The sequence below is a fragment of the Gryllotalpicola daejeonensis genome (assembly GCF_039538145.1).
In the GTDB taxonomy this organism is placed as follows: Bacteria; Actinomycetota; Actinomycetes; order Actinomycetales; family Microbacteriaceae; genus Gryllotalpicola; species Gryllotalpicola daejeonensis.
In genome coordinates this window covers 307,973-327,191 of record NZ_BAABBV010000001.1, presented here as the reverse complement: position 1 = coordinate 327,191, position 19,219 = coordinate 307,973, and the positions used below count along the sequence as shown (strand labels likewise).

Annotated in this window: 16 protein-coding genes; 12 read left to right on the top strand and 4 right to left on the bottom strand. The window is 68.6% G+C overall.

Translation table 11 applies throughout. The features are described from left to right. Nucleotides 1–16: 16 nt before the first annotated feature. Nucleotides 17–571 (top strand): GNAT family N-acetyltransferase, encoded by a 555-nt coding sequence (locus ABD736_RS01660; protein ID WP_344790002.1) that lies wholly within the window; start codon nt 17–19, stop codon nt 569–571. A 16-nt stretch (nt 572–587) separates the two neighbouring features. On the opposite strand, the gene ABD736_RS01655 is transcribed toward ABD736_RS01660, so the two are convergent. Further along, nucleotides 588–2,162 (bottom strand): ABC-F family ATP-binding cassette domain-containing protein, encoded by a 1,575-nt coding sequence (locus ABD736_RS01655; protein ID WP_344790001.1) that lies wholly within the window; start codon nt 2,160–2,162, stop codon nt 588–590. Between the two features lie 416 nt (nt 2,163–2,578). Between ABD736_RS01655 and ABD736_RS01650 the strand changes: the two genes are divergently transcribed. From ABD736_RS01650 to ABD736_RS01600, 11 genes are all read left to right on the top strand, one after another. Continuing rightward, nucleotides 2,579–4,114 (top strand): DUF222 domain-containing protein, encoded by a 1,536-nt coding sequence (locus tag ABD736_RS01650; protein ID WP_344790000.1) that lies wholly within the window; start codon nt 2,579–2,581, stop codon nt 4,112–4,114. Nucleotides 4,115–4,230: 116 nt separating this feature from the next. Next, nucleotides 4,231–7,125: an excinuclease ABC subunit UvrA gene (gene uvrA / locus ABD736_RS01645; protein ID WP_344792184.1), complete on the top strand. Its 2,895-nt coding sequence runs from the start codon at nt 4,231–4,233 to the stop codon at nt 7,123–7,125. 2 nt (nt 7,126–7,127) lie between these two features. After that, a complete protein-coding gene (uvrC, locus tag ABD736_RS01640; protein WP_344789999.1) occupies nt 7,128–9,113 on the top strand; it encodes an excinuclease ABC subunit UvrC in 1,986 nt (661 codons plus the stop codon). A gap of 9 nt (nt 9,114–9,122) precedes the next feature. After that, nucleotides 9,123–10,025: an RNase adapter RapZ gene (rapZ, locus tag ABD736_RS01635; RefSeq protein ID WP_344789998.1), complete on the top strand. Its 903-nt coding sequence runs from the start codon at nt 9,123–9,125 to the stop codon at nt 10,023–10,025. Nucleotides 10,026–10,048: 23 nt separating this feature from the next. Further along, nucleotides 10,049–11,026 (top strand): DNA-binding protein WhiA, encoded by a 978-nt coding sequence (whiA, locus tag ABD736_RS01630; protein WP_344789997.1) that lies wholly within the window; start codon nt 10,049–10,051, stop codon nt 11,024–11,026. A gap of 119 nt (nt 11,027–11,145) precedes the next feature. Then, nucleotides 11,146–11,769, top strand: a complete 624-nt coding sequence (locus ABD736_RS01625; protein ID WP_344789996.1) for a superoxide dismutase — start codon at nt 11,146–11,148, stop codon at nt 11,767–11,769. Nucleotides 11,770–11,870: 101 nt separating this feature from the next. After that, nucleotides 11,871–12,875 (top strand): type I glyceraldehyde-3-phosphate dehydrogenase, encoded by a 1,005-nt coding sequence (gap, locus tag ABD736_RS01620; protein ID WP_344789995.1) that lies wholly within the window; start codon nt 11,871–11,873, stop codon nt 12,873–12,875. 62 nt (nt 12,876–12,937) lie between these two features. After that, a complete protein-coding gene (locus tag ABD736_RS01615; RefSeq protein WP_344789994.1) occupies nt 12,938–14,161 on the top strand; it encodes a phosphoglycerate kinase in 1,224 nt (407 codons plus the stop codon). Further along, entirely contained in the window at nt 14,158–14,982 is an 825-nt protein-coding gene (tpiA, locus tag ABD736_RS01610; protein WP_344789993.1) for a triose-phosphate isomerase, read from the top strand. The genes ABD736_RS01615 and tpiA overlap by 4 nt, the downstream gene beginning before the upstream one ends. Nucleotides 14,983–15,083: 101 nt before the next feature. Then, nucleotides 15,084–15,329 carry a preprotein translocase subunit SecG gene (gene secG / locus ABD736_RS01605; protein ID WP_120790399.1) on the top strand — a complete coding sequence of 82 codons (246 nt, stop codon included), beginning with the start codon at nt 15,084–15,086 and terminating at the stop codon, nt 15,327–15,329. 76 nt (nt 15,330–15,405) lie between these two features. After that, nucleotides 15,406–15,768 carry an RNA polymerase-binding protein RbpA gene (locus ABD736_RS01600; RefSeq protein WP_344789992.1) on the top strand — a complete coding sequence of 121 codons (363 nt, stop codon included), beginning with the start codon at nt 15,406–15,408 and terminating at the stop codon, nt 15,766–15,768. A gap of 160 nt (nt 15,769–15,928) precedes the next feature. Here ABD736_RS01600 and pgl read toward each other — a convergent pair whose 3' ends face one another. The 3 genes from pgl to zwf are packed head-to-tail and all read right to left on the bottom strand — an operon-like array spanning nt 15,929 to nt 19,211. Then, entirely contained in the window at nt 15,929–16,699 is a 771-nt protein-coding gene (gene pgl, locus ABD736_RS01595; RefSeq protein ID WP_344789991.1) for a 6-phosphogluconolactonase, read from the bottom strand. A 29-nt stretch (nt 16,700–16,728) separates the two neighbouring features. Beyond that, the gene (locus ABD736_RS01590; RefSeq protein ID WP_344789990.1) at nt 16,729–17,673 is read right to left on the bottom strand and encodes a glucose-6-phosphate dehydrogenase assembly protein OpcA; all 945 of its coding nucleotides are present in this window, start codon (nt 17,671–17,673) and stop codon (nt 16,729–16,731) included. Further along, nucleotides 17,670–19,211 carry a glucose-6-phosphate dehydrogenase gene (zwf, locus tag ABD736_RS01585; protein WP_344789989.1) on the bottom strand — a complete coding sequence of 514 codons (1,542 nt, stop codon included), beginning with the start codon at nt 19,209–19,211 and terminating at the stop codon, nt 17,670–17,672. The genes ABD736_RS01590 and zwf overlap by 4 nt, the downstream gene beginning before the upstream one ends. Nucleotides 19,212–19,219: the final 8 nt, after the last annotated feature.

Here is a 19,219-nt window from a genome sequence, read left to right as displayed (position 1 = left end):
CCCGTAGGCTGGCCGCGTGCCGACCGAACCAGAGGACGCGACCGACCGCCTCGACCTCTTTCGGCCGACGCTCGACGATGTGGAGCAGCTGCACGAGATCCTCAGCGACCCGCGCGTCTGGCAGCACTTCCCGAGCCTGCGCCCGACCGAGCCGGCGCAGACGGCGGCGCGCGTGCGCGGCTGGATGCTCGGCTGGCGGGCTGTCGGCCTCGACACCTGGGTCGTCCGCGAGCGCGGCAGCGACGCGATCATCGGCTACGGCGGCTGCTCCGTGCTGCCCGGCGGTGTCTGGAACCTCGGCTATCGCCTCGCGCCCGCGTCGCAGGGCAGGGGATTCGCCACCGAGCTCAGCCGACGCGCCATCGAGCGCGCCGAGCGGCTGCGGCCCGAGCTGCCTGTGGTCGCCTACCTGCTCGAGCACAACCTCGCGTCGAAGGCCGTCGCTGAGAAGCTCGGCATGACGCCGGTGCACCGGGGGCCGGATGCAGGCAACCCCGACCCCCGTGCGATCCGCCTCGTCTACGCCTTCCGCCCGCTCACCGCAGGCGAGCTCGCCGCGGCGCTGCACTGAGCGCTGCCGGTGCCGCTCACGTCGCTCGCTGTGAGAGGCGACCGGATGCCTCGAGCCGCAGCTCCACGTCGAGGTTCAGCCGCTCCAGGAATCCCCGGTCATGGCTCACGACGAGCAGCGCGCCGCGGTAGGCGGTGAGCGCCTCGACCAGACGGTCGATCGAGTCGAGATCGAGGTTGTTGGTCGGCTCGTCGAGTACGAGCAGCTGCGCGGGTGGGTCGGCGAGCAGCAGCCGCGCGAGGCCCACGCGGAACCGCTCGCCGCCCGAGAGGCTCGAGACGGGGCGGTCGACGGCGTCGCCGCGGATCAGGAAGCGCGCGAGGCGATTGCGCAGCTCGCCGGTCGTCGTGTTCGGCGCAGCCTGTGCGACGTTCGCGAGCACCGTGGCGTGCTCATCGAGGGTGTCGATGCGCTGGGGCAGATACGCGACGCGCTCGGTGAGCAGGCCCTCGCCTCCGACCAGCCGCTCGAGCATCGTCGTCTTGCCGACGCCGTTCGGTCCGGTGAGCGCGACGCGCTCGGGTCCCTGTAGCACGTAGTCGCGGCCATCGCTGCTCGGAAGCGCGGCGATTCGGCGGCCACGGGCGACGCCGGGGTCCGGCAGATCGACGCTGATGCGGTCGTCGTCGCGCACCAGCAGATCGGCGGCTTCGACCGCGGCCTTCGCCTCGGCTTCCCGCCCCGCGTGCAGCCCACGGATCTTGGCACCGGACTTCTCGCCCGAGTTCTTCATCGCGTCGAACATCGCCTTGCCGAAGTCGCCGTTTGCGCGCTTCTTGCGCCCGTCTGCGGCGCTGCGCGCGACCTTGGCCTCTGCCCTGATGCGGTCGCGCTGCTCGGCCCGCAGCTTCTGCTTCGCGGTGACCAGCGCCTGTCGCGCCGCCGCCTGCTGTTCCTCGAGCCAGGCGCGGTAGGCGCTGAACGGGCCGCCGAAGACGGTCAACCCGCCACCGCGCAGCTCGGCCGTGTCATCCATCAGCTCGAGCAGCGCCGTGTCGTGGCTGACGACGATGAGCGCGCCGCGCCATGCGCGCACGAGGTCGTAGAGGCGCTCGCGCGCGTCGCCGTCGAGGTTGTTGGTGGGTTCGTCGAGCAGGGCGACGGATGCCCCGCGCAGCCGCACGCCGACGACTCCGGCGAGCATCGCCTCGCCGCCGGAGAGCTCGTCGACACGGCGGTCGAGGTCGCTGGGCAGGCCGGCCGCGGCGAGCTCCGCTGCGGCGCGCTCTTCGACATCCCAGCCGTCGGTGCCGATGAGGTCGAAGTTCGCCGGGTCGGGGTCGCCCTGCGTGACGGCGCGCACGGCGTCGACGACGGCGCGCACCCCGAGCAGGTCGGCCAGCGTGGCATCCGCATCGAGCGTCAAATGCTGCGGCAGATAGTCGACCGTTCCCGTGATGCTCACGGTGCCGCGCGTTGGCGTGAGACGGCCCGCGATCAAGCGCAGCAGCGTGGACTTTCCGGCGCCGTTCGCACCGATGAGGCCGGTGCGGCCGCGGCCGAAGGTGCCGGTGAGTCCGTCGATGGCGGTTTCGCCGTCAGGCCAGGCGAAGGTGAGGTCGTTCAGGACGACGGAGGGCGAAGAAGGCATGGAAAAGGCTCCGGTTCGTGTCGAAGATGAACGCCGACACGGCGGAGCCTCGGTGCTTTCGAAGAGCGGGCAGGCAGCGGTGTCAGCGAGTGGTCGCGAAACCGGTGCTGTCCGTCATTCCTGATCCTTCTGCCTGTTCCCTGGCATGGCGGGTGATCCGCGGGAACGGTTGATTATGGCATGGATGCTTCGTCGAGCGCATGCATTGGCGGGGGGGTCGTGCATCGCGCGAGCAGGCTGGAGACCGCACGGCGCCTCGCAGCGGAGGGCGGATGACCGGTGCCGAGCATCCTGCCCTCGGATGCCCGAAGCTCTCGTTCTGTGGGTCTTGCCGTGCACAGGCGGCGACGCGACGAGTTGTACACACATTCGGCTGTCCGGCCTTGAATGTCGGGGGTGCGTTCTAGCCTTGTGGCATGTCTTCGGTGCTGGATTCGCTGGACCGGCTGGCCGCCATGGTCGCCGGGGCGTTGCCGTGTGCCGATGACCTGGCAGTTTTGTCGCCCGATGAGGAGGCGCGGGCGACGCAGGTTCTGGGCGGCATCCGTGCTCGTGTCGGCACGACCATTGCACTGCTGGCCGCCGACATCATCCGCAAGTCCGCGCGGGAGCTAGGCACCGAGGGGCTGGCGCAGCAGCGCGGCTTCAAAGACGGTCTCGGGTTGGTGCAGAACCTGACCGGGGTGAGCCGTGATGAGGCGGCCCGGCTGATCAGGGTCGGTGATCTTTTGGAGACGGCGCAGGCCGTAGCGCCGGTGCATGAGGCAGGTGACGAGTCGGTGGCGGCGGGGGAGCGGTCGCTTGCGCTGCTGAGCGCGCTGCCCGGCGGGTGGGATGCGCCGATCGGCGTCGCGGTGCGCAACTGGTGGCTGAGCGCCGCCCAGGGCGACGCGCTCCGGCGCGAGCTGGGCGCCCCGCGCCTTCCCGAGCTGACGGCGGAGTGGCGCCGGGCGGCGCTGGAGCTGATCGGCGACAGCTGGTCGGGGCACTGGACCCCGGAAGACCTCGGCCGCGCCGCCAAGCGCATCCGGGCGTCGCTGGACACGCTGGCGGCCTCCCGTGAGGCCGAGCAGCGCAAACAGCAGCGGTCGTTCACACGCGTCGTGCGCCGAAACGGCATGGTGCACTACGACATCGACCTCGACCCGGAATCCGACGCCCGCTTCTACGGCCCCATCCGTACGATGCTCTCCCCACGGCTGGGCGGCCCGCGCTTCCGCGACCAGGCAGCGATCGAACGCGCCCGCGAACTCGGCGAGGACCCGCGCACCACCGAGCAGCTGCAGGCCGACACGCTCGTGGACCTGGTCGAATGCGGCGGCCAGGCCGAGAGCAACGTGCTGCTGGCCCGCCACCGCCCCCAGGTGACCATCGCGGTGACCACGAAAGAGCTGCAGAAGGCGCGCAAGGCGCAGAACATCCTGGCCCTGCACGCCGCCGGCGACCACAGCAGCTGCCCCGGCACCGCCTTCGGGCTGGCTTGCGCCGGCCCCGACCAGGGCATCGCGTGGATCGACGGGTCCGAGTCCCCGATCACCGCCACGGACGCACTGCGCATGCTCTGCGGGAACGGGTTCACCCCGATCCTGTTCGACGAGACCGGCCAGGCCATCGACGTCGGCAAAGACCAGCGCCTGTTCACCCGCCGCCAGCGGCGCGCCCTGGCCAAACGCGACGGCGGGTGCCTGTGGCCCGACTGCCTCATGCCACCAGAGGCCACGGAAGCCCACCACCTCAACCCATGGGGCGAGCATTCTGCGCATCACAAGACTGAAACCCGCGACGGCGCCCTGTTCTGCAAGCGACATCACCTGATGCTCCACAACCACGGAGCACGAGTTGAACGACGCGGATCCGAATACTGGCTGCTGTGGCCCGGGCGCGACCCCATCCGCCTGCACTCCAAAGCGGGAATCCAAACCCAACTACGCCGAGAGGCAGCCAGCGCATGACGGAGAACTCTGCCTGGAGCCGGCGAGCACACATGCCGGGCTCAAAGCGCAATGTCGGTGGTCGAATCTAGACTCGAAAGGTGACGTCCCCAACTACTTCCGCGGCGTTCGGGCACGTGCACCCGGTCGACTCGCGAGCCAAGCTCAGCGTGCGCGGCGCGCGCGTGCACAACCTGCACAACGTCGACCTCGAGATCCCGCGCGACGCGCTCGTCGTGTTCACCGGCCTGTCCGGCTCCGGCAAGTCCTCGCTCGCGTTCGACACCATCTTCGCCGAGGGCCAGCGCCGCTACGTCGAGTCGCTGTCGGCCTACGCCCGCCAGTTCCTCGGCCAGGTCGACCGTCCCGACGTCGACTTCATCGAGGGCCTGAGCCCGGCGGTGTCGATCGATCAAAAGTCCACGAACCGCAACCCGCGTTCGACCGTCGGCACCATCACCGAGATCTACGACTACATGCGCCTGCTCTGGGCGCGCATCGGTGTCGCCCACTGTCCCGTCTGCGGCGAGAAGATCCAGCGCCAGACCGTGCAGCAGATCGCCGACCAGCTGATGGAGCTCGACGAGCGCACCCGCTACCAGGTGCTCGCCCCCGTCGTGAAGCAGAAGAAGGGCGAGTTCGTTGACCTCTTCAAAGAGCTCGCAGCGAAGGGCTTCGCCCGCGTGCTCGTCGACGGCGAGCAGCACTCGCTGACCGAGCCGCCGACGCTCAAGAAGTCCTACAAGCACGACATCTCGGTGATCGTCGACCGGCTCGTCGCCGGCCCCGAGATCCTCGGCCGCCTCACCGACTCGATCGAGACCGCCCTCGGCCTCACTGACGGCCTCGTCGACGTGAACTTCGTCGACGAGCCGGCCGACTCACCCGATGCGTGGGTGACCTTCAGCGAGAAGCTGGCGTGCCCGAACGGGCATCCCATTCAGCTCACCGAGATCGAGCCGCGCACGTTCTCGTTCAACGCCCCGTTCGGCGCGTGCCCCGAGTGCTCCGGCCTCGGAGTGCGCATGGCCGTCGACGACGAGCTGCTGCTGGGCGACCCCGAGCTGAGCCTTGCCGAGGGCGTCATCATCCCGTGGACCAGCCAGGGCAAGAGCCTCTACCAGTACTACGAGAAGCTGCTCGCGGGTCTCGCCCGCGACCTCGACTTCGACCTCGACACCCCGTGGAACAAGCTGCCCGAGCGCGTGCGCACTGCGGTCATGCACGGCGAGAACTTCGAGGTGAAGGTCCGCTGGCGCAACCGCTTCGGGCGCGAGATGAGCTACACCTCGGGCTTCGAGGGCGTCGTCCCCTACATCGAGCGCCAATACGCGCAGGCCGAGACCGACACGCAGCGCCAGCGCTGGGCCGAATACCTGCGCGAGGTGCCCTGCCCCGTCTGCGACGGCAAGCGCCTCAAGCCAGAGGTGCTGGCCGTGCTGGTGCACGAGCACTCGATCGCCGACGTCGCCGAGCTCAGCCTCACCGACGCCCGCGAGTTCATGAACAAGCTCAAGCTCACCGACCGCGAGGCGACGATCGCCGCGCAGGTGCTGCGCGAGATCAAGCTGCGACTCGACTTCCTCATCCAGGTCGGTCTCGGCTACCTGAACATGGCCCGCGCCGCGGGCACGCTGTCGGGCGGCGAGGCGCAGCGGATCCGCCTCGCGACGCAGATCGGGTCGGGCCTGACGGGCGTGCTCTATGTGCTCGACGAGCCGTCGATCGGCCTGCACCAGCGCGACAACCGCCGACTCATCGACACGCTCGTTGCGCTGCGCGACCTCGGCAACACGCTGATCGTCGTCGAGCACGACGAAGACACCATCCGCACCGCCGACTGGGTCGTCGACATCGGCCCGGGCGCCGGTGAAGGCGGCGGCAAGGTCGTGCACTCGGGCACCTACGACGAGCTCGTCGCCAACAAGGACTCGCTCACCGGCGACTATCTCGCCGGCCGCAAGGCGATCGCGGTGCCGAAGAAACGCCGCAAGGTCGACAAGAAGCGGATGCTTCAGGTCGTCGGCGCCAACGCGAACAACCTCAAAGACCTGACGGTCGAGTTCCCGCTCGGTGTCTTCACGGCGGTCACGGGGGTGTCGGGCTCCGGCAAGTCGACGCTGGTCAACGACATCCTCTACCGCGTCCTCGCCCAGCGCCTCAACGGCGCTCGCAAGGTCGCCGCCAAGCACACGCGCGTGACCGGCGTCGACAACCTCGACAAGGTGGTTCACGTCGACCAGGCGCCCATCGGCCGCACCCCCCGGTCGAACCCGGCGACCTACACCGGCGTGTTCGACAAGATCCGCACGCTGTTCAGCGAGACGGTCGAGGCGAAGTCACGGGGCTATCAGCCCGGCCGCTTCAGCTTCAACGTCAAGGGCGGCCGCTGCGAGAACTGCCAGGGCGACGGCACGATCAAGATCGAGATGAACTTCCTGCCCGACGTCTACGTCGACTGCGAGGTGTGCCACGGCGCGCGCTACAACCGCGACACCCTGCAGGTGCACTACAAGGGCAAGAACATCGCCGAGGTGCTCGACATGCCGATCGCCGAGGCCGCCGAGTTCTTCGAGCCGATCAGCTCGATCCACCGCTTCCTCAAGACCCTGGTCGACGTGGGCCTCGGCTACGTGCGACTCGGCCAGTCCGCGACGACGCTCTCGGGCGGCGAGGCGCAGCGCGTCAAGCTCGCCACCGAGCTGCAGCGCCGCACCAACGGCCGCAGCGTCTACGTGCTCGACGAGCCGACCACCGGTCTGCACTTCGAAGACGTGCGCAAGCTTCTGCTCGTGCTCGACAGCCTGGTCGAGAAGGGGAACACGGTCATCGTCATCGAGCACAACCTCGACGTCATCAAGAGCGCCGACTACCTCATCGACCTCGGCCCCGAGGGCGGCGCGGGCGGCGGCCAGGTGATCGCGACGGGCACGCCTGAGGAGGTCGCACGTGTGGAAGGCAGCCACACGGGCTACTTCCTGCGCGAGATCCTCGGGCTCGACGAGCAGGCGCTCGCGAAGGCATCCGCCTGACTGTGTCTTCCTCGATCACCAACGGGGGCGCGGCGGTCGGCCGGGCACCGAGCCAGACCGTGCCGTACAAGCCGAAGACCGGCGAGATCCCGACCGCCCCGGGTGTGTACCGCTTCCGCGACCCCGCTCGGCGCGTGCTCTACGTCGGCAAGGCGAAGAACCTGCGCGCGAGGCTCTCGAACTACTTCCAGCCGCTGCGCAACCTGCACGAGCGCACCCGCCGCATGGTCACCACCGCGGCGAGCGTCGAGTGGACGGTCGTCGGCAATGAGTTCGAAGCCCTGCAGCTCGAATACACGTGGATCAAGGAGTTCAACCCGCCCTTCAACGTCGTCTTCAAAGATGACAAGACCTACCCGTATCTCGCCGTCACGCTCGGCGAGAACGTCCCGCGCGCGCTCGTCACCCGCAATCGCAAAGACAAGACGAGCCGCTATTTCGGGCCGTACACGAAGGTGTGGGCCATCCGCGAGACGCTCGACCTGATGCTCAAGGCGTTCCCGATGCGCTCGTGCTCCGACGGCGTCTTCCGGCGCGCCGAGCAGACCGGGCGCCCGTGCCTGCTCGCCGACATCGGCAAGTGCGCTGCGCCCTGCGTCGGGCGCATCACCCGCGAAGAGCACCGCGAGCTCGCGAACGAGTTCGTCGACTTCATGTCGGGAAGCGACCAGCGCTATCTGCGCACACTGAGCAAGGCCATGGCGGATGCCTCGGCCGAGCTCAACTTCGAAGCAGCCGCCCGCTACCGAGACCGCATCCAGGCACTGACCGCCGTGATGGAGAAGACGGCCGTCGTCCTCTCCGACAACGTCGACATCGACGTCTTCGCCATCGCCCACGACGAGCTCGCCGCCGCGGTGCAGCAGTTCATCGTGCGCGGCGGCCGCATCCGCGGAACCCGCAGCTGGGTCGTCGACAAAGAGCTCGACCTCGAGCTCGGCGAGCTCGTCGAGACGGTGCTGCAGAACGCTTACGACGGCGATTTCGCGCCGCCGCGCGAGGTCATCGTGCCCGAGGTGCCCGACGACAGCGTGGCGCTCGAGCAGTGGCTCACCGCCCGCCGCGCCGAGGTCGACGGCGCGAGCCGCGGGGGAGCGGTCGCCCTGCGCACCGCCCAGCGCGGCGACAAGGCCCAGCTCGCCCAGACCGCGGCGATCAACGCGAAGAACGCGCTCGCGCTCTACAAGACCCGCCGCAGCGCCGACTTCACGAGCAGGTCGCAGGCCCTCAACGTCATCCAGGAAGCACTCGGCATGGCCGAGGCGCCGCTGCGCATCGAGTGCTACGACGTCTCGCACCTGCAGGGCACGAACGTCGTGGCGTCGATGGTCGTCATGGAAGACGGCCTGCCGCGCAAAGACCAGTACCGCCGCTTCTCGATCGCAGAGACCACCGACGACACCGACTCGATCTACCAGGTGCTCACCCGCCGCCTCGCCTACCTCAAGGAAGAGGCCGCGGCTCCGGTGGCCGAGCGCGACGAGGAGACCGGCGAGACGCGCCGCAAGAAGTTCGCGTATGCCCCGCAGCTGCTGCTCGTGGACGGCGGCCAGCCGCAGGTCAGCGCCGCCAAGCGCGCCCTCGACGAGTCCGGCGTGCAAGGCATCCAGCTCGCCGGCATCGCCAAGCGACTCGAAGAGGTGTGGCTGCCCGACTCGGATTACCCCGTGATCCTGCCGCGCAACTCCGATGCGCTGTTCCTCATCCAGCGCATCCGTGACGAGGCGCACCGCTTCGCGATCACCTACCAGCGCTCGACGCGCAAACGCGATATCTCGAGCGTCCTCGGCACGGTGCCTGGCCTCGGACCCGCACGGGTGAAAGAGCTGCTGAGCCACTTCGGCTCTGTGGCGCGCCTGCGCGGGGCATCCGTCGACGACATCGCGCAGGCGCGCGGAATCGGCCCGGCGCTCGCGAAGGCCGTGTATGACGCTCTGCACGCGTCCGAGGCGACGGCGGTACCGGCGGCGGCACCCGCGAGTGAATAGGCTGGGGGTGTGACGGCCACGCCTCCGCAGACAGCGCAGCCTCAGCCCGCGCCCACCCAAGAAGTGCTCATCGTCACCGGCATGTCCGGCGCTGGCAGGTCGACCGTGGCGAAAGCCCTCGAAGACCTGGACTGGTTCGTCGTCGACAACCTGCCGCCGCAGATGCTGCGGCCGCTGCTCGACTTGGCGGTGCGCACCGGTGAAGACACGCCGCGCATCGCCGCCGTGCTCGATGTGCGCGGCCGCGACTTCTTCACCGAGCTGCAGGACCTGCTGCCGTCGCTGCGCGACAACATCCGGCTCTCTGTGCTGTTCCTCGACGCCTCTGACGGCGTGCTCGTGCGCCGCTTCGAGTCGGTACGCCGCCCGCACCCCCTGCAGGGCAACGGCACGATCCTCGACGGCATCATGGAGGAGCGCACGCGCGTCAAGCAGCTGCGCGAGTTCGCCGACCAGGTGATCGACACCTCAGAGCTGAACGTGCACCAGCTCACGAACCGGATCCACGACACCTACAAGACCGACAACACGCCGGGCGTGAAGGTCACCATGACGAGCTTCGGCTTCAAATACGGGCTGCCGAGCGACGCCGACATGATCGCCGACGTGCGCTTCCTGCCGAACCCGTTCTGGGTGCCCGAGCTGCGCGCGCTCAACGGCACGGACGCCCCCGTGCGCGACTATGTCTTCGAGCAGCAGGGCGCCGAGGAGTTCATCGATCTGTGGAGCCGGATGCTCGCCGTGGCGCTCGCGGGCTACCAGCGCGAGAACAAGCGCAACGCCTTGATCGCGATAGGCTGTACCGGCGGCAAGCACCGCTCCGTCGCGATCGTCGAGGAGCTGGCGCGCCGGGCCTCTGCGCTCCCAGGCGTCGCCGTCAACGTCAAGCACCGTGACCTTGGCCGCGAGTGACGCGGCAGATTGGATTCGACTCAGTGGCACTGACCGCGGACGTCAAGGACGAGCTTCTCTCGGTCGAGGCGGGCAAGACCACGGTACGTGCGGCTGAGCTCGCGACGATCCTGCGGCTGGCGGGCGGTCTGCACGTGATCTCCGGTCGCATCGCCATCGAGAGCGAGCTCGACAGCCCGCAGCTCGCGCGCCACGTCGCCCGAGGAATCGCCGAGCTGTACGGCGTCCGCTCGGAGGGCACCGTCATCGCGGCATCCGGAACTCGTCGTGCCGACCAGTTCGTCGTGCGCGTCGTCGACGGCGGTGAGACGCTCGCGCGTCAGACGGGCCTGCTGGATGCGCGTCGCCGGCCCATCCGCGGCCTGCCCAACAAGCTGACCACCGGCTCACGCGACGAGCTCGCCGCCGTGTGGCGCGGCGCCTTCCTCGCGGCCGGCTCGCTCACCGATCCGGGCCGCTCGGCATCGCTTGAGATCACCACGCCCGGCAACGAGACCGCGATGGCGCTCGTCGGCGCCGCCGGCCGCCTCGGCATCGCCGCGAAGGCGCGCGAGGTGCGCGGAGTGCACCGTGTCGTCATCCGCGACGGCGAGGCGATCAGCGGGATGCTCGGCCTGATGGGCGCGGCGGGAACGGTGCGCAGCTGGGAAGAGCTCAGGCAGCGCCGTGAGGTGCGCGCCACCGCCAACCGCCTCGTGAACTTCGACGACGCGAACCTTCGCCGCAGCGCCCAGGCCGCCGTCGCCGCGTGCGCCCGCGTCGAGCGCGCCCTCGAGATCCTCGGCCCCGACCTGCCCGAGCACCTGAAGTACGCGGGCGAGCTGCGCCTCGCGCACCGTGACGCGAGCCTCGACGAGCTCGGCCACCACGCCGATCCGCCCATGACGAAGGACGCCGTCGCCGGCCGCATCCGCCGCCTGCTCGCCATGGCTGACAAGAAAGCCGCAGACCTCGGCATCCCGGGTACTGAGGCGAACCTCCCCCCTGAACTTGAAGAATGAGCGCGCACGCGTGGAATAGGGCGTAACGCAACGGGGCATCGGGCCCCTCGAGCCTTATCCACGGCCCGACGCGTTACTAGAGTTGAGAACGTCTGCAGAAGATACGAGGAGAAGAGTGAATGGCTGACTACACGCTCGCCGACCTGCCCTACGACTACTCGGCACTTGAGCCGAACATCTCGGGGCGCATCATGGAGCTCCACCACGACAAGCACCACAAGACCTACGTCGACGGTGCCAACACCGCCCTCGCCAAGCTCGCCGAGGCGCGCGACGCGGGCGACCTCACCTACGTCAACAAGCTTCAGAAGGACCTGGCCTTCAACCTGGCCGGCCACGTGAACCACACGGTCTTCTGGAACAACCTCTCGCCGGACGGCGGCGACAAGCCCGAGGGTGAGCTTGCCGCGGCCGTTGACGAGTTCTTCGGCTCCTTCGACAAGTTCCGTGCGCACTTCACCGCCTCGGCCCTCGGTATCCAGGGTTCCGGCTGGTCGATCCTCGCGTGGGACTCGCTCGGGCAGAAGCTCATCATCGAGCAGCTGTACGACCACCAGGGCAACCTGGCGGCCGCGACGGTTCCGCTGCTGCTCCTCGACATGTGGGAGCACGCGTTCTACCTCGACTACGTCAACGTCAAGGCCGACTACGTCAAGGCGTTCTGGAACATCGCGAACTGGGCCGACGTCGCCGCCCGTTTCGAGAAGGCACGCACCACCACCTCCGGGCTGCTGCTTCCGTAGCTGATCACCGGCGCCCGGCACACAATGCCGGGCGCCGGTTCCGCACTTCACCACCCTCACCAGCCGGCGCCGCCGGCACCTGAACCCACTGGAGATAACCCGTGTCCGTAAAGATCGGAATCAACGGCTTCGGCCGCATCGGTCGCAACTTCTTCCGCGCTGCGCTCGAGAAGGGCACCGAGCTCGAGATCGTCGCCGTCAACGACCTCACCGACGCCAAGACCCTGGCTCACCTGCTCAAGTACGACTCGATCCTCGGCACGCTGAAGGAAGACATCTCGGTCGACGGCGACAGCATCGTCGTGAGCGGCCACCGCATCAAGGTGCTCGCCGACCGCGACCCCGCCAACCTCCCGTGGGGCGAGCTGGGCGTCGAGATCGTGATCGAGTCGACCGGATTCTTCACCGACGGCACCAAGGCCAAGGCGCACCTCGACGCCGGCGCCAAGAAGGTCATCATCTCGGCTCCCGCGAGCAACGAGGACGGCACCTTCGTCATCGGCGTGAACGAGGACAAGTACGACCCGGCCAACCACAACATCATCTCGAACGCGTCCTGCACGACGAACTGCCTCGCGCCGCTCGCCAAGGTCTTCAACGACAAGTTCGGCATCGAGCGCGGCCTCATGACCACGGTCCACGCGTACACCGCCGACCAGAACCTGCAGGACGGCCCGCACAAGGACCTGCGCCGCGCCCGCGGTGCCGCGCAGTCGATCATCCCCACCTCGACCGGCGCCGCGAAGGCCATCGGCCTCGTGCTGCCCGAGCTGCAGGGCAAGCTCGACGGCTTCGCGCTGCGCGTTCCGACCCCCACCGGCTCGATCACCGACCTCACGGTCACGGCGAGCAAGCCGGTCACCGTCGACGAGATCAAGGCCGCCTACAAGGAGGCCGCTGAGGGCCCCCTCAAGGGCATCCTCGAGTACACCGAGGACCCGATCGTCTCGCGCGATATCGTCGGCAACCCGCACTCGTCGATCTTCGACGCGGGCCTCGTGCGCGTCATCGGCGACCAGGTCAAGCTGTCGTCCTGGTACGACAACGAGTGGGGCTACTCGCGCCGTCTCGTCGACCTGGCCGACTACGTGGCAGAGCGCCTCTAAGCGCCGACCGAACGATAAGAAAGCCAAGCCGTTAGCCATTTGAAATAAGAAGAGGAAGAGCAGTGGCGCTTCGCACCCTGGACTCACTGGGCTCGCTCGCAGGCAAGAAGGTCGTGGTTCGCTGCGACCTGAATGTTCCGCTGAAGGACGGCGTCATCACCGATGACGGCCGCGTGCGCGCGTCCCTGCCCACCCTCAACGCGCTGCTGTCGCAGGGCGCCCGCGTGGTGGTCATCAGCCACCTCGGGCGCCCCGACGGCGCGCCGGACCCCAAGTACTCTCTTGCGCCGGTGGCCGCTCGCCTGGGCGAGCTGCTCGACGCCCCGGTCGCGTTCGCGACCGACACGGTGGGCGCGGATGCCTCCGCCAAGGTCGATGCACTGGAGGACGGCCGGCTGGTGGTCCTCGAGAACCTGCGCTTCAACGCGGAGGAGACCTCCAAGGACGAGGCCGAGCGGAAGGCGTTCGCCGAGAAGCTAGCCGCCTTCGGCGACGCGTTCGTGTCGGACGGCTTCGGTGTGGTGCACCGCAAGCAGGCATCCGTCTATGAACTCGCGCACGCTCTGCCCAGCGCAGCCGGCCTGCTCATCGCGGCCGAGCTCGACGTGCTCGACCGCCTCACCGAGAACCCCGAGCGCCCCTACACGGTCGTGCTCGGCGGCTCGAAGGTCAGCGACAAGCTCGGCGTCATCGGCCACCTGCTGCCGCGCGTCAACACACTCGCGATCGGCGGCGGAATGCTGTTCACCTTCCTCGCCGCGCAGGGGCACAAGGTCGGCTCGAGTCTGCTCGAGGCCGACCAGATCGAGACCGTGAAGGGCTACCTCGCCAAGGCCGAGGAGCTCGGCGTCGAGATCGTGCTGCCCACCGACGTCGTCGTGGCCGAGAAGTTCGGGGCGGACGCCGCCCACGAGGTGCGCCCCGTCGACGACATCGAGGGTTCGCCGTGGGGTGAGAAGGGCCTCGGGCTCGACATCGGCCCGGACACGTCTGCGACCTTCGCCGAGAAGATCGCCGCGTCGAAGACGGTGTTCTGGAACGGCCCCATGGGCGTGTTCGAGCTCGCGCCCTTCGCAGCGGGCACCAAGGCCGTCGCTCAGGCGCTGACCGAGGTCGACGGCCTCGCCGTCGTCGGCGGCGGCGACTCGGCCGCGGCGGTGCGCGCGCTGGGCTTCGACGACGACCAGTTCGGCCACATCTCGACCGGCGGCGGCGCGAGCCTCGAGTTCCTCGAGGGCAAGAAGCTTCCGGGCCTGGAGGCGCTCGGCTGGGAGGCCTCCGCATGAGCGACGCCACCCAGACGCAGGCCGCGGAGCAGACTCAGACGACGCGCAAGCCGCTGATCGCCGGCAACTGGAAGATGAACTTCGACCACCTGCAGGCGATCGCGTTCGTGCAGAAGCTGGCGTGGACTCTGAAGGATGCCCAGCATGACTACAACGATGTCGAGGTGGCCGTCTTCCCGCCGTTCACCGACCTGCGCAGCGTGCAGACCCTGGTGCAGGCCGACAAGCTCGAGCTGAAGTACGGCGGCCAGGACGTGTCGACGCACATGTCCGGCGCGTACACCGGTGAGATCTCCGCGAACTTCCTCAAGCAGCTCGACTGCGACTATGTGATCGTCGGCCACTCCGAGCGCCGCTACCGCCACGTCGAGTCTGACGAGACCATCGCCGCGAAGGCGAAGGCCGCGAAGGACGCCGGCCTCGTGCCGCTGATCTGCGTCGGCGAGACCGCAAAGGACCTCGAGCGCCACGAGCCGAGCGCGGTTCCGGCGAACCAGCTGCGCGGTGCGCTCATCGACTTCAAGCCGGGTGACGACTTCGTCATCGCCTACGAGCCCGTGTGGGCGATCGGGGCGGGGTCGGCTGCCACCGCAGAGCAGGCACAGAACGTGGCATCCGTTCTTCGCAATGTCGTGCGCCAGGCGCTGGGGGAGGAGACCGCGGCGAAGACCCGCATCCTCTACGGCGGATCGGTGAAGGCCGACAACATCGTGGGCTTCATGAAGTGCCCCGATGTCGACGGCGTCCTCGTCGGGGGCGCGAGCCTCGACGTCGAGGGCTTCGCCGCGATCGTGCGCTACAAGAAGCACGCCACCTACTAGATTCTCGCGCCGGAATCCGGGCGTCGATCGACGCTCGTTTATACTGGCTGACGGCGCCGCGACCCGAATCGCGCGCGCTGACGCTCACGAAAGGCCATATCGTGCAAATCCTCCAGGTCGTCCTGCAGGTGCTCCTCGGAATCACCAGCCTGCTGCTGACCCTGCTGATCCTGCTGCACAAGGGCCGCGGTGGCGGCCTCTCCGACATGTTCGGCGGCGGCATGACCTCGAACCTCGGCGCCTCCGGCGTCGCAGAGCGGAACCTGAACCGCATCACGGTCATCCTCGGTCTCGTCTGGATCGTGTGCATCGTGGTTCTCGGCCTCATCACCCGCTTCACGTCGTAAGCCCGCACAGCTTCGACGTCGTCGTGGTCGCACGACACCCCTCGCACACGCACACCCGAAACATCTAGGAGGAGCAATGGTTTCCGGAGGCAGCGCCATCCGTGGTTCGCGCGTCGGCGCGGGCCCGATGGGCGAGCAGGACCATGGCCACCACGCCGATCGCATCGCGATCTCGTACTGGGACGCGCTCGGCAACGAGACCGTCCGCTACTTCGCGGCGAACCTGCCCGAGGAAGAGATCCCCGAGATCATCGACTGCCCGATGTCCGGCCTTCCCGCCGGCCGCGACCGTGAGAACCCGCCGGCCGTCGCCAAGAACGAGCCGTACAAGACGCACCTCGCCTACGTGAAGGAGCGCCGCACCGAGGAAGAGGCCGAGGCCCTTCTGCAGGAGGCGCTCGACAAGCTGCGCGCGCGCCGCGGCACGGTCGCGAGCTAGTCGCAGAAGCTCGTCGACGCGCACCCATAGCAGGCCCCCGCTTCGGCGGGGGCTTGCTGCGTTCCGGCACGCAATGGCTGCTGCGAAAAACGCAGGCTAGGGAGGGCGATTCGCGAGAAAAGCCCTCCCTAGCCTGCGTCTTGGGAAGAGGCGCCTGAGCTCAGTACGACTCGGCGATCAATTCCTCTGGAACCTCGGCCGCGGCATCCTGATCGACGAAGAAGACGGTGCGCCTGCGTCCCTTGGCGCCCGCAGCCGGCACCTCGAGATACGACGCGCCCGCGAGCGCGAGGCCGAGAGCAGACGCCTTGTCGGCGCCGGCGAGCACAAGCCACACGCGCTCCGACGAATTGATCACCGGCCGCGTCAGCGACAAGCGCTCGGGCGGCGGCTTGGGCGAGTTGCGCACCGCGATCACGGGGGCGTCGGTGACGCGGATGCCTGCCAGGTTCGGGAACAGCGAGGCGATGTGCCCGTCGGGTCCGACGCCGAGGAAGGTGAGGTCGAACCGCGGCCACTGGCCGCCGTCGGGGGAGAAGCGGGCGAGTTCGGCGGCGTACGCCTCGACGCCCTCTTCCAGCGACGCCACCTCGTCGCTCGCCGCGAACGCGTGGATGTTCTCGGCGGGCACATCGATGTGGTCGAGCAGCGCCTCACGGGCCTGCAGCTCGTTTCGGTCGCCGTCGGCCTTCGGCACGAAGCGCTCGTCGCCCCACCAGAAGTGCACCTTCGACCAGTCGACGGTGTCGCGCGCCGGCGACTCGTTGACCGCGGCCAGCGAGCCGATGCCGATGGTGCCGCCGGTGAGCACGATGTGCGCATCGCCGAAGTCGGCGATGATGTCGACCACCTTGGTCAGGAAGCGCGCCGCGACCGAAGCGGCGAGTGCTTGCTTGTTCGGGTGGACAAGCACCCGCCGTTCGTTCGTCATAGTCTTCTCAACCTACCGGCGCGCCGGCACTAGTGACCGAGCAGTGCGATTCCCTTGGTGATGACCTGGCCGTACAGCTCGTCGGGGTCGAGCCGGCGCAGCTCCTCGGCGAGGCAGTCGCGCAGGTTGCGACGCGGCAGCGCCAGGTCGTGCGTCGGCTGGTTCGGCTGCTTGAGCGTCGCGATGCCGGGGACATCGCGCTCGAGGTCGATCTCACCCGACGGGCGCGTGAGGCGCACGCCGTGGATGCCGCTCGAACCGTTCGCACGGGTGGTGATGTCCTTGTTCACCGGCGCATCGAGTGCCATGCGCAGCCACGCGGCGAGCAGGTACGTCGAGGGGGAGTCCTCTGCACCCGTCACGTGCACCTGGGTGACCGGCTCGTACGGCGGCTGGTCGAGCGCCGCGGCGAGCTGGGCGCGCCACAGGGTGAGGCGGGTCCACGCGAAGTCGGTGTCGCCGGGGGCGTACGTGACCGAGTTGTGGCGGATCGCCGCGGCCGGGTCGGGCTGGGTCGAGGCATCCGTGATGCGACGCGTGGCGATGCGGCCGAGCGGCGAGTCGGAGACCTTGATCGGCGCCTTGCGCGGCCACCAGGCGACCACGGGGGCGTCCGGCAGCAGCAGGGCGGTGACGAGGCCCTCTTCGTCATCAGCGACGTCGCCGTAAGCGCGCAGGATGATGACTTCGGAGGCACCGGCGTCGGCTCCAACGCGGATCTGCGCGTCGAGACGGTGGCCCACCGATGCGACCGTCGGGTCCTCGTCGTCGGCCTTCGCGATGACGATGACCCGCATGGGGTGCTCGCGCGAGGCGTCGTTCGCGGCCTCGATGGCCTCTTCCTCTTCGCCCATCGCAGTCGAGATGACCAGGGTGAGGACCCGGCCGAGGGTGACGACGCCACCCTCCTCGCGGATCTTCACGAGGGTCTTCGCGACGCCGTTGGTAGTGGTGTCGGAAAGGTCGACGATCACGGACGCCTCCAAGTTCGGCCGTCACGGGCCATCATGTCGTCTGCGGACTTCGGGCCCCACGAGCCCGGCTTGTACTGCTCGGGCTGGCCCTGCTTCGCCCAGAACTCCTCGATCGGATCGAGGATCTTCCAGGAGAGCTCGACCTCTTCGTGGCGGGGGAACAGCGGCGGGTCGCCCAGCAGCACGTCGAGGATGAGCCGCTCGTATGCCTCGGGGCTCGCCTCGGTGAACGAATGGCCATAGCCGAAGTCCATCGTGACGTCGCGCACCTGCATGCCCGCGCCCGGGACCTTGGAGCCGAAGCGGAGCGTGACGCCCTCATCGGGCTGCACGCGGATCACGAGGGCGTTCTGACCGAGCGCCTCGGTCTGCGAGCCGTCGAACAGCTGCTGCGGGGCGCGTTTGAAGACGACCGCGATCTCGGTGACGCGGCGGCCCAGGCGCTTACCGGTGCGCAGGTAGAACGGGACTCCGGCCCAGCGGCGCGTGCCGATCTCGAGCTTGATCGCGGCGAAGGTCTCGGTGGTCGACTGAGGGTTCATACCCTCCTCTTCGAGGAATCCGAGCACCTTCTCGCCACCCTGCCAGCCACCCGCGTACTGGCCGCGCGCGGTCGCAGTGGACAGGTCCTCAGGCAGGCGGACGGCGGCCAGCACCTTCTCCTTCTCGGCGCGAAGGTCCTTCGCGTCGAAGCTGATCGGCTCCTCCATGGCGGTGAGAGCGAGCAGCTGCAGCAGGTGGTTCTGGATGACGTCGCGGGCAGCGCCGATGCCGTCGTAGTAGCCGGCACGCCCGGCCACGCCGATGTCCTCGGCCATCGTGATCTGCACGTGGTCGACGTAGTTGGCGTTCCAGATCGGCTCGTACAGCTCGTTGGCGAAGCGCAGCGCCAGGATGTTCTGGACCGTCTCCTTGCCGAGGTAGTGGTCGATGCGGAACACGGAGTCCGGCGGGAAGACCGACTCCACGACCGCGTTCAGCTCACGAGCCGTCTTCAGGTCGCTTCCGAAGGGCTTCTCGATGACGACGCGGCGCCACTGACCCTCCTGCGAGTCCGCCAGCCCCGACTTCTTCAGCTGCTCGGTGACGAGCGGGAAGGCCTTCGGGGGGATGGACAGGTAGAAGGCGTGGTTGCCGTTGGTGCCGCGCTCCTCGTCCAGCGAGTGGATCGTGTCGGCGAGGCGCTGGAACGCCTCGTCGTCATCGAACTCGCCGGGGACGAAGCGGATGCCCTGGGCAAGCTGCTGCCACACCTCGTCGTGGAACGGGGTGCGGGCGTGCTGCTTGACGGCCTCGTAGACGACCTGCTCGAAGTCCTGGTCGACCCAGTCGCGTCGGGCGAAGCCGACGAGTGCGAAGCCAGGGGGGAGCAGGCCGCGGTTGGCCAGGTCGTAGACGGCCGGCATCAGCTTCTTGCGCGACAGGTCGCCCGTCACGCCGAAGATGATGAGGCCCGACGGCCCAGCGATGCGGTTCAGCCGCTGATCGTCACGGCTGCGCAGAGGATTGAAATCCTTGGTGATCTCCACCGGGGACATTGAGCTCG

Bases quoted from the DNA above. Each gene is read 5' to 3' on its own strand.
- ABD736_RS01625 (WP_344789996.1), top strand. From the start codon at position 11,146: ATGGCTGACTACACGCTCGCCGACCTGCCCTACGACTACTCGGCACTT.
- pgl (WP_344789991.1), bottom strand. From the start codon at position 16,699: ATGACGAACGAACGGCGGGTGCTTGTCCACCCGAACAAGCAAGCACTC.
- zwf (WP_344789989.1), bottom strand. From the start codon at position 19,211: ATGTCCCCGGTGGAGATCACCAAGGATTTCAATCCTCTGCGCAGCCGT.
- ABD736_RS01600 (WP_344789992.1), top strand. From the start codon at position 15,406: ATGGTTTCCGGAGGCAGCGCCATCCGTGGTTCGCGCGTCGGCGCGGGC.
- tpiA (WP_344789993.1), top strand. From the start codon at position 14,158: ATGAGCGACGCCACCCAGACGCAGGCCGCGGAGCAGACTCAGACGACG.
- ABD736_RS01650 (WP_344790000.1), top strand. From the start codon at position 2,579: ATGTCTTCGGTGCTGGATTCGCTGGACCGGCTGGCCGCCATGGTCGCC.
- ABD736_RS01655 (WP_344790001.1), bottom strand. From the start codon at position 2,162: ATGCCTTCTTCGCCCTCCGTCGTCCTGAACGACCTCACCTTCGCCTGG.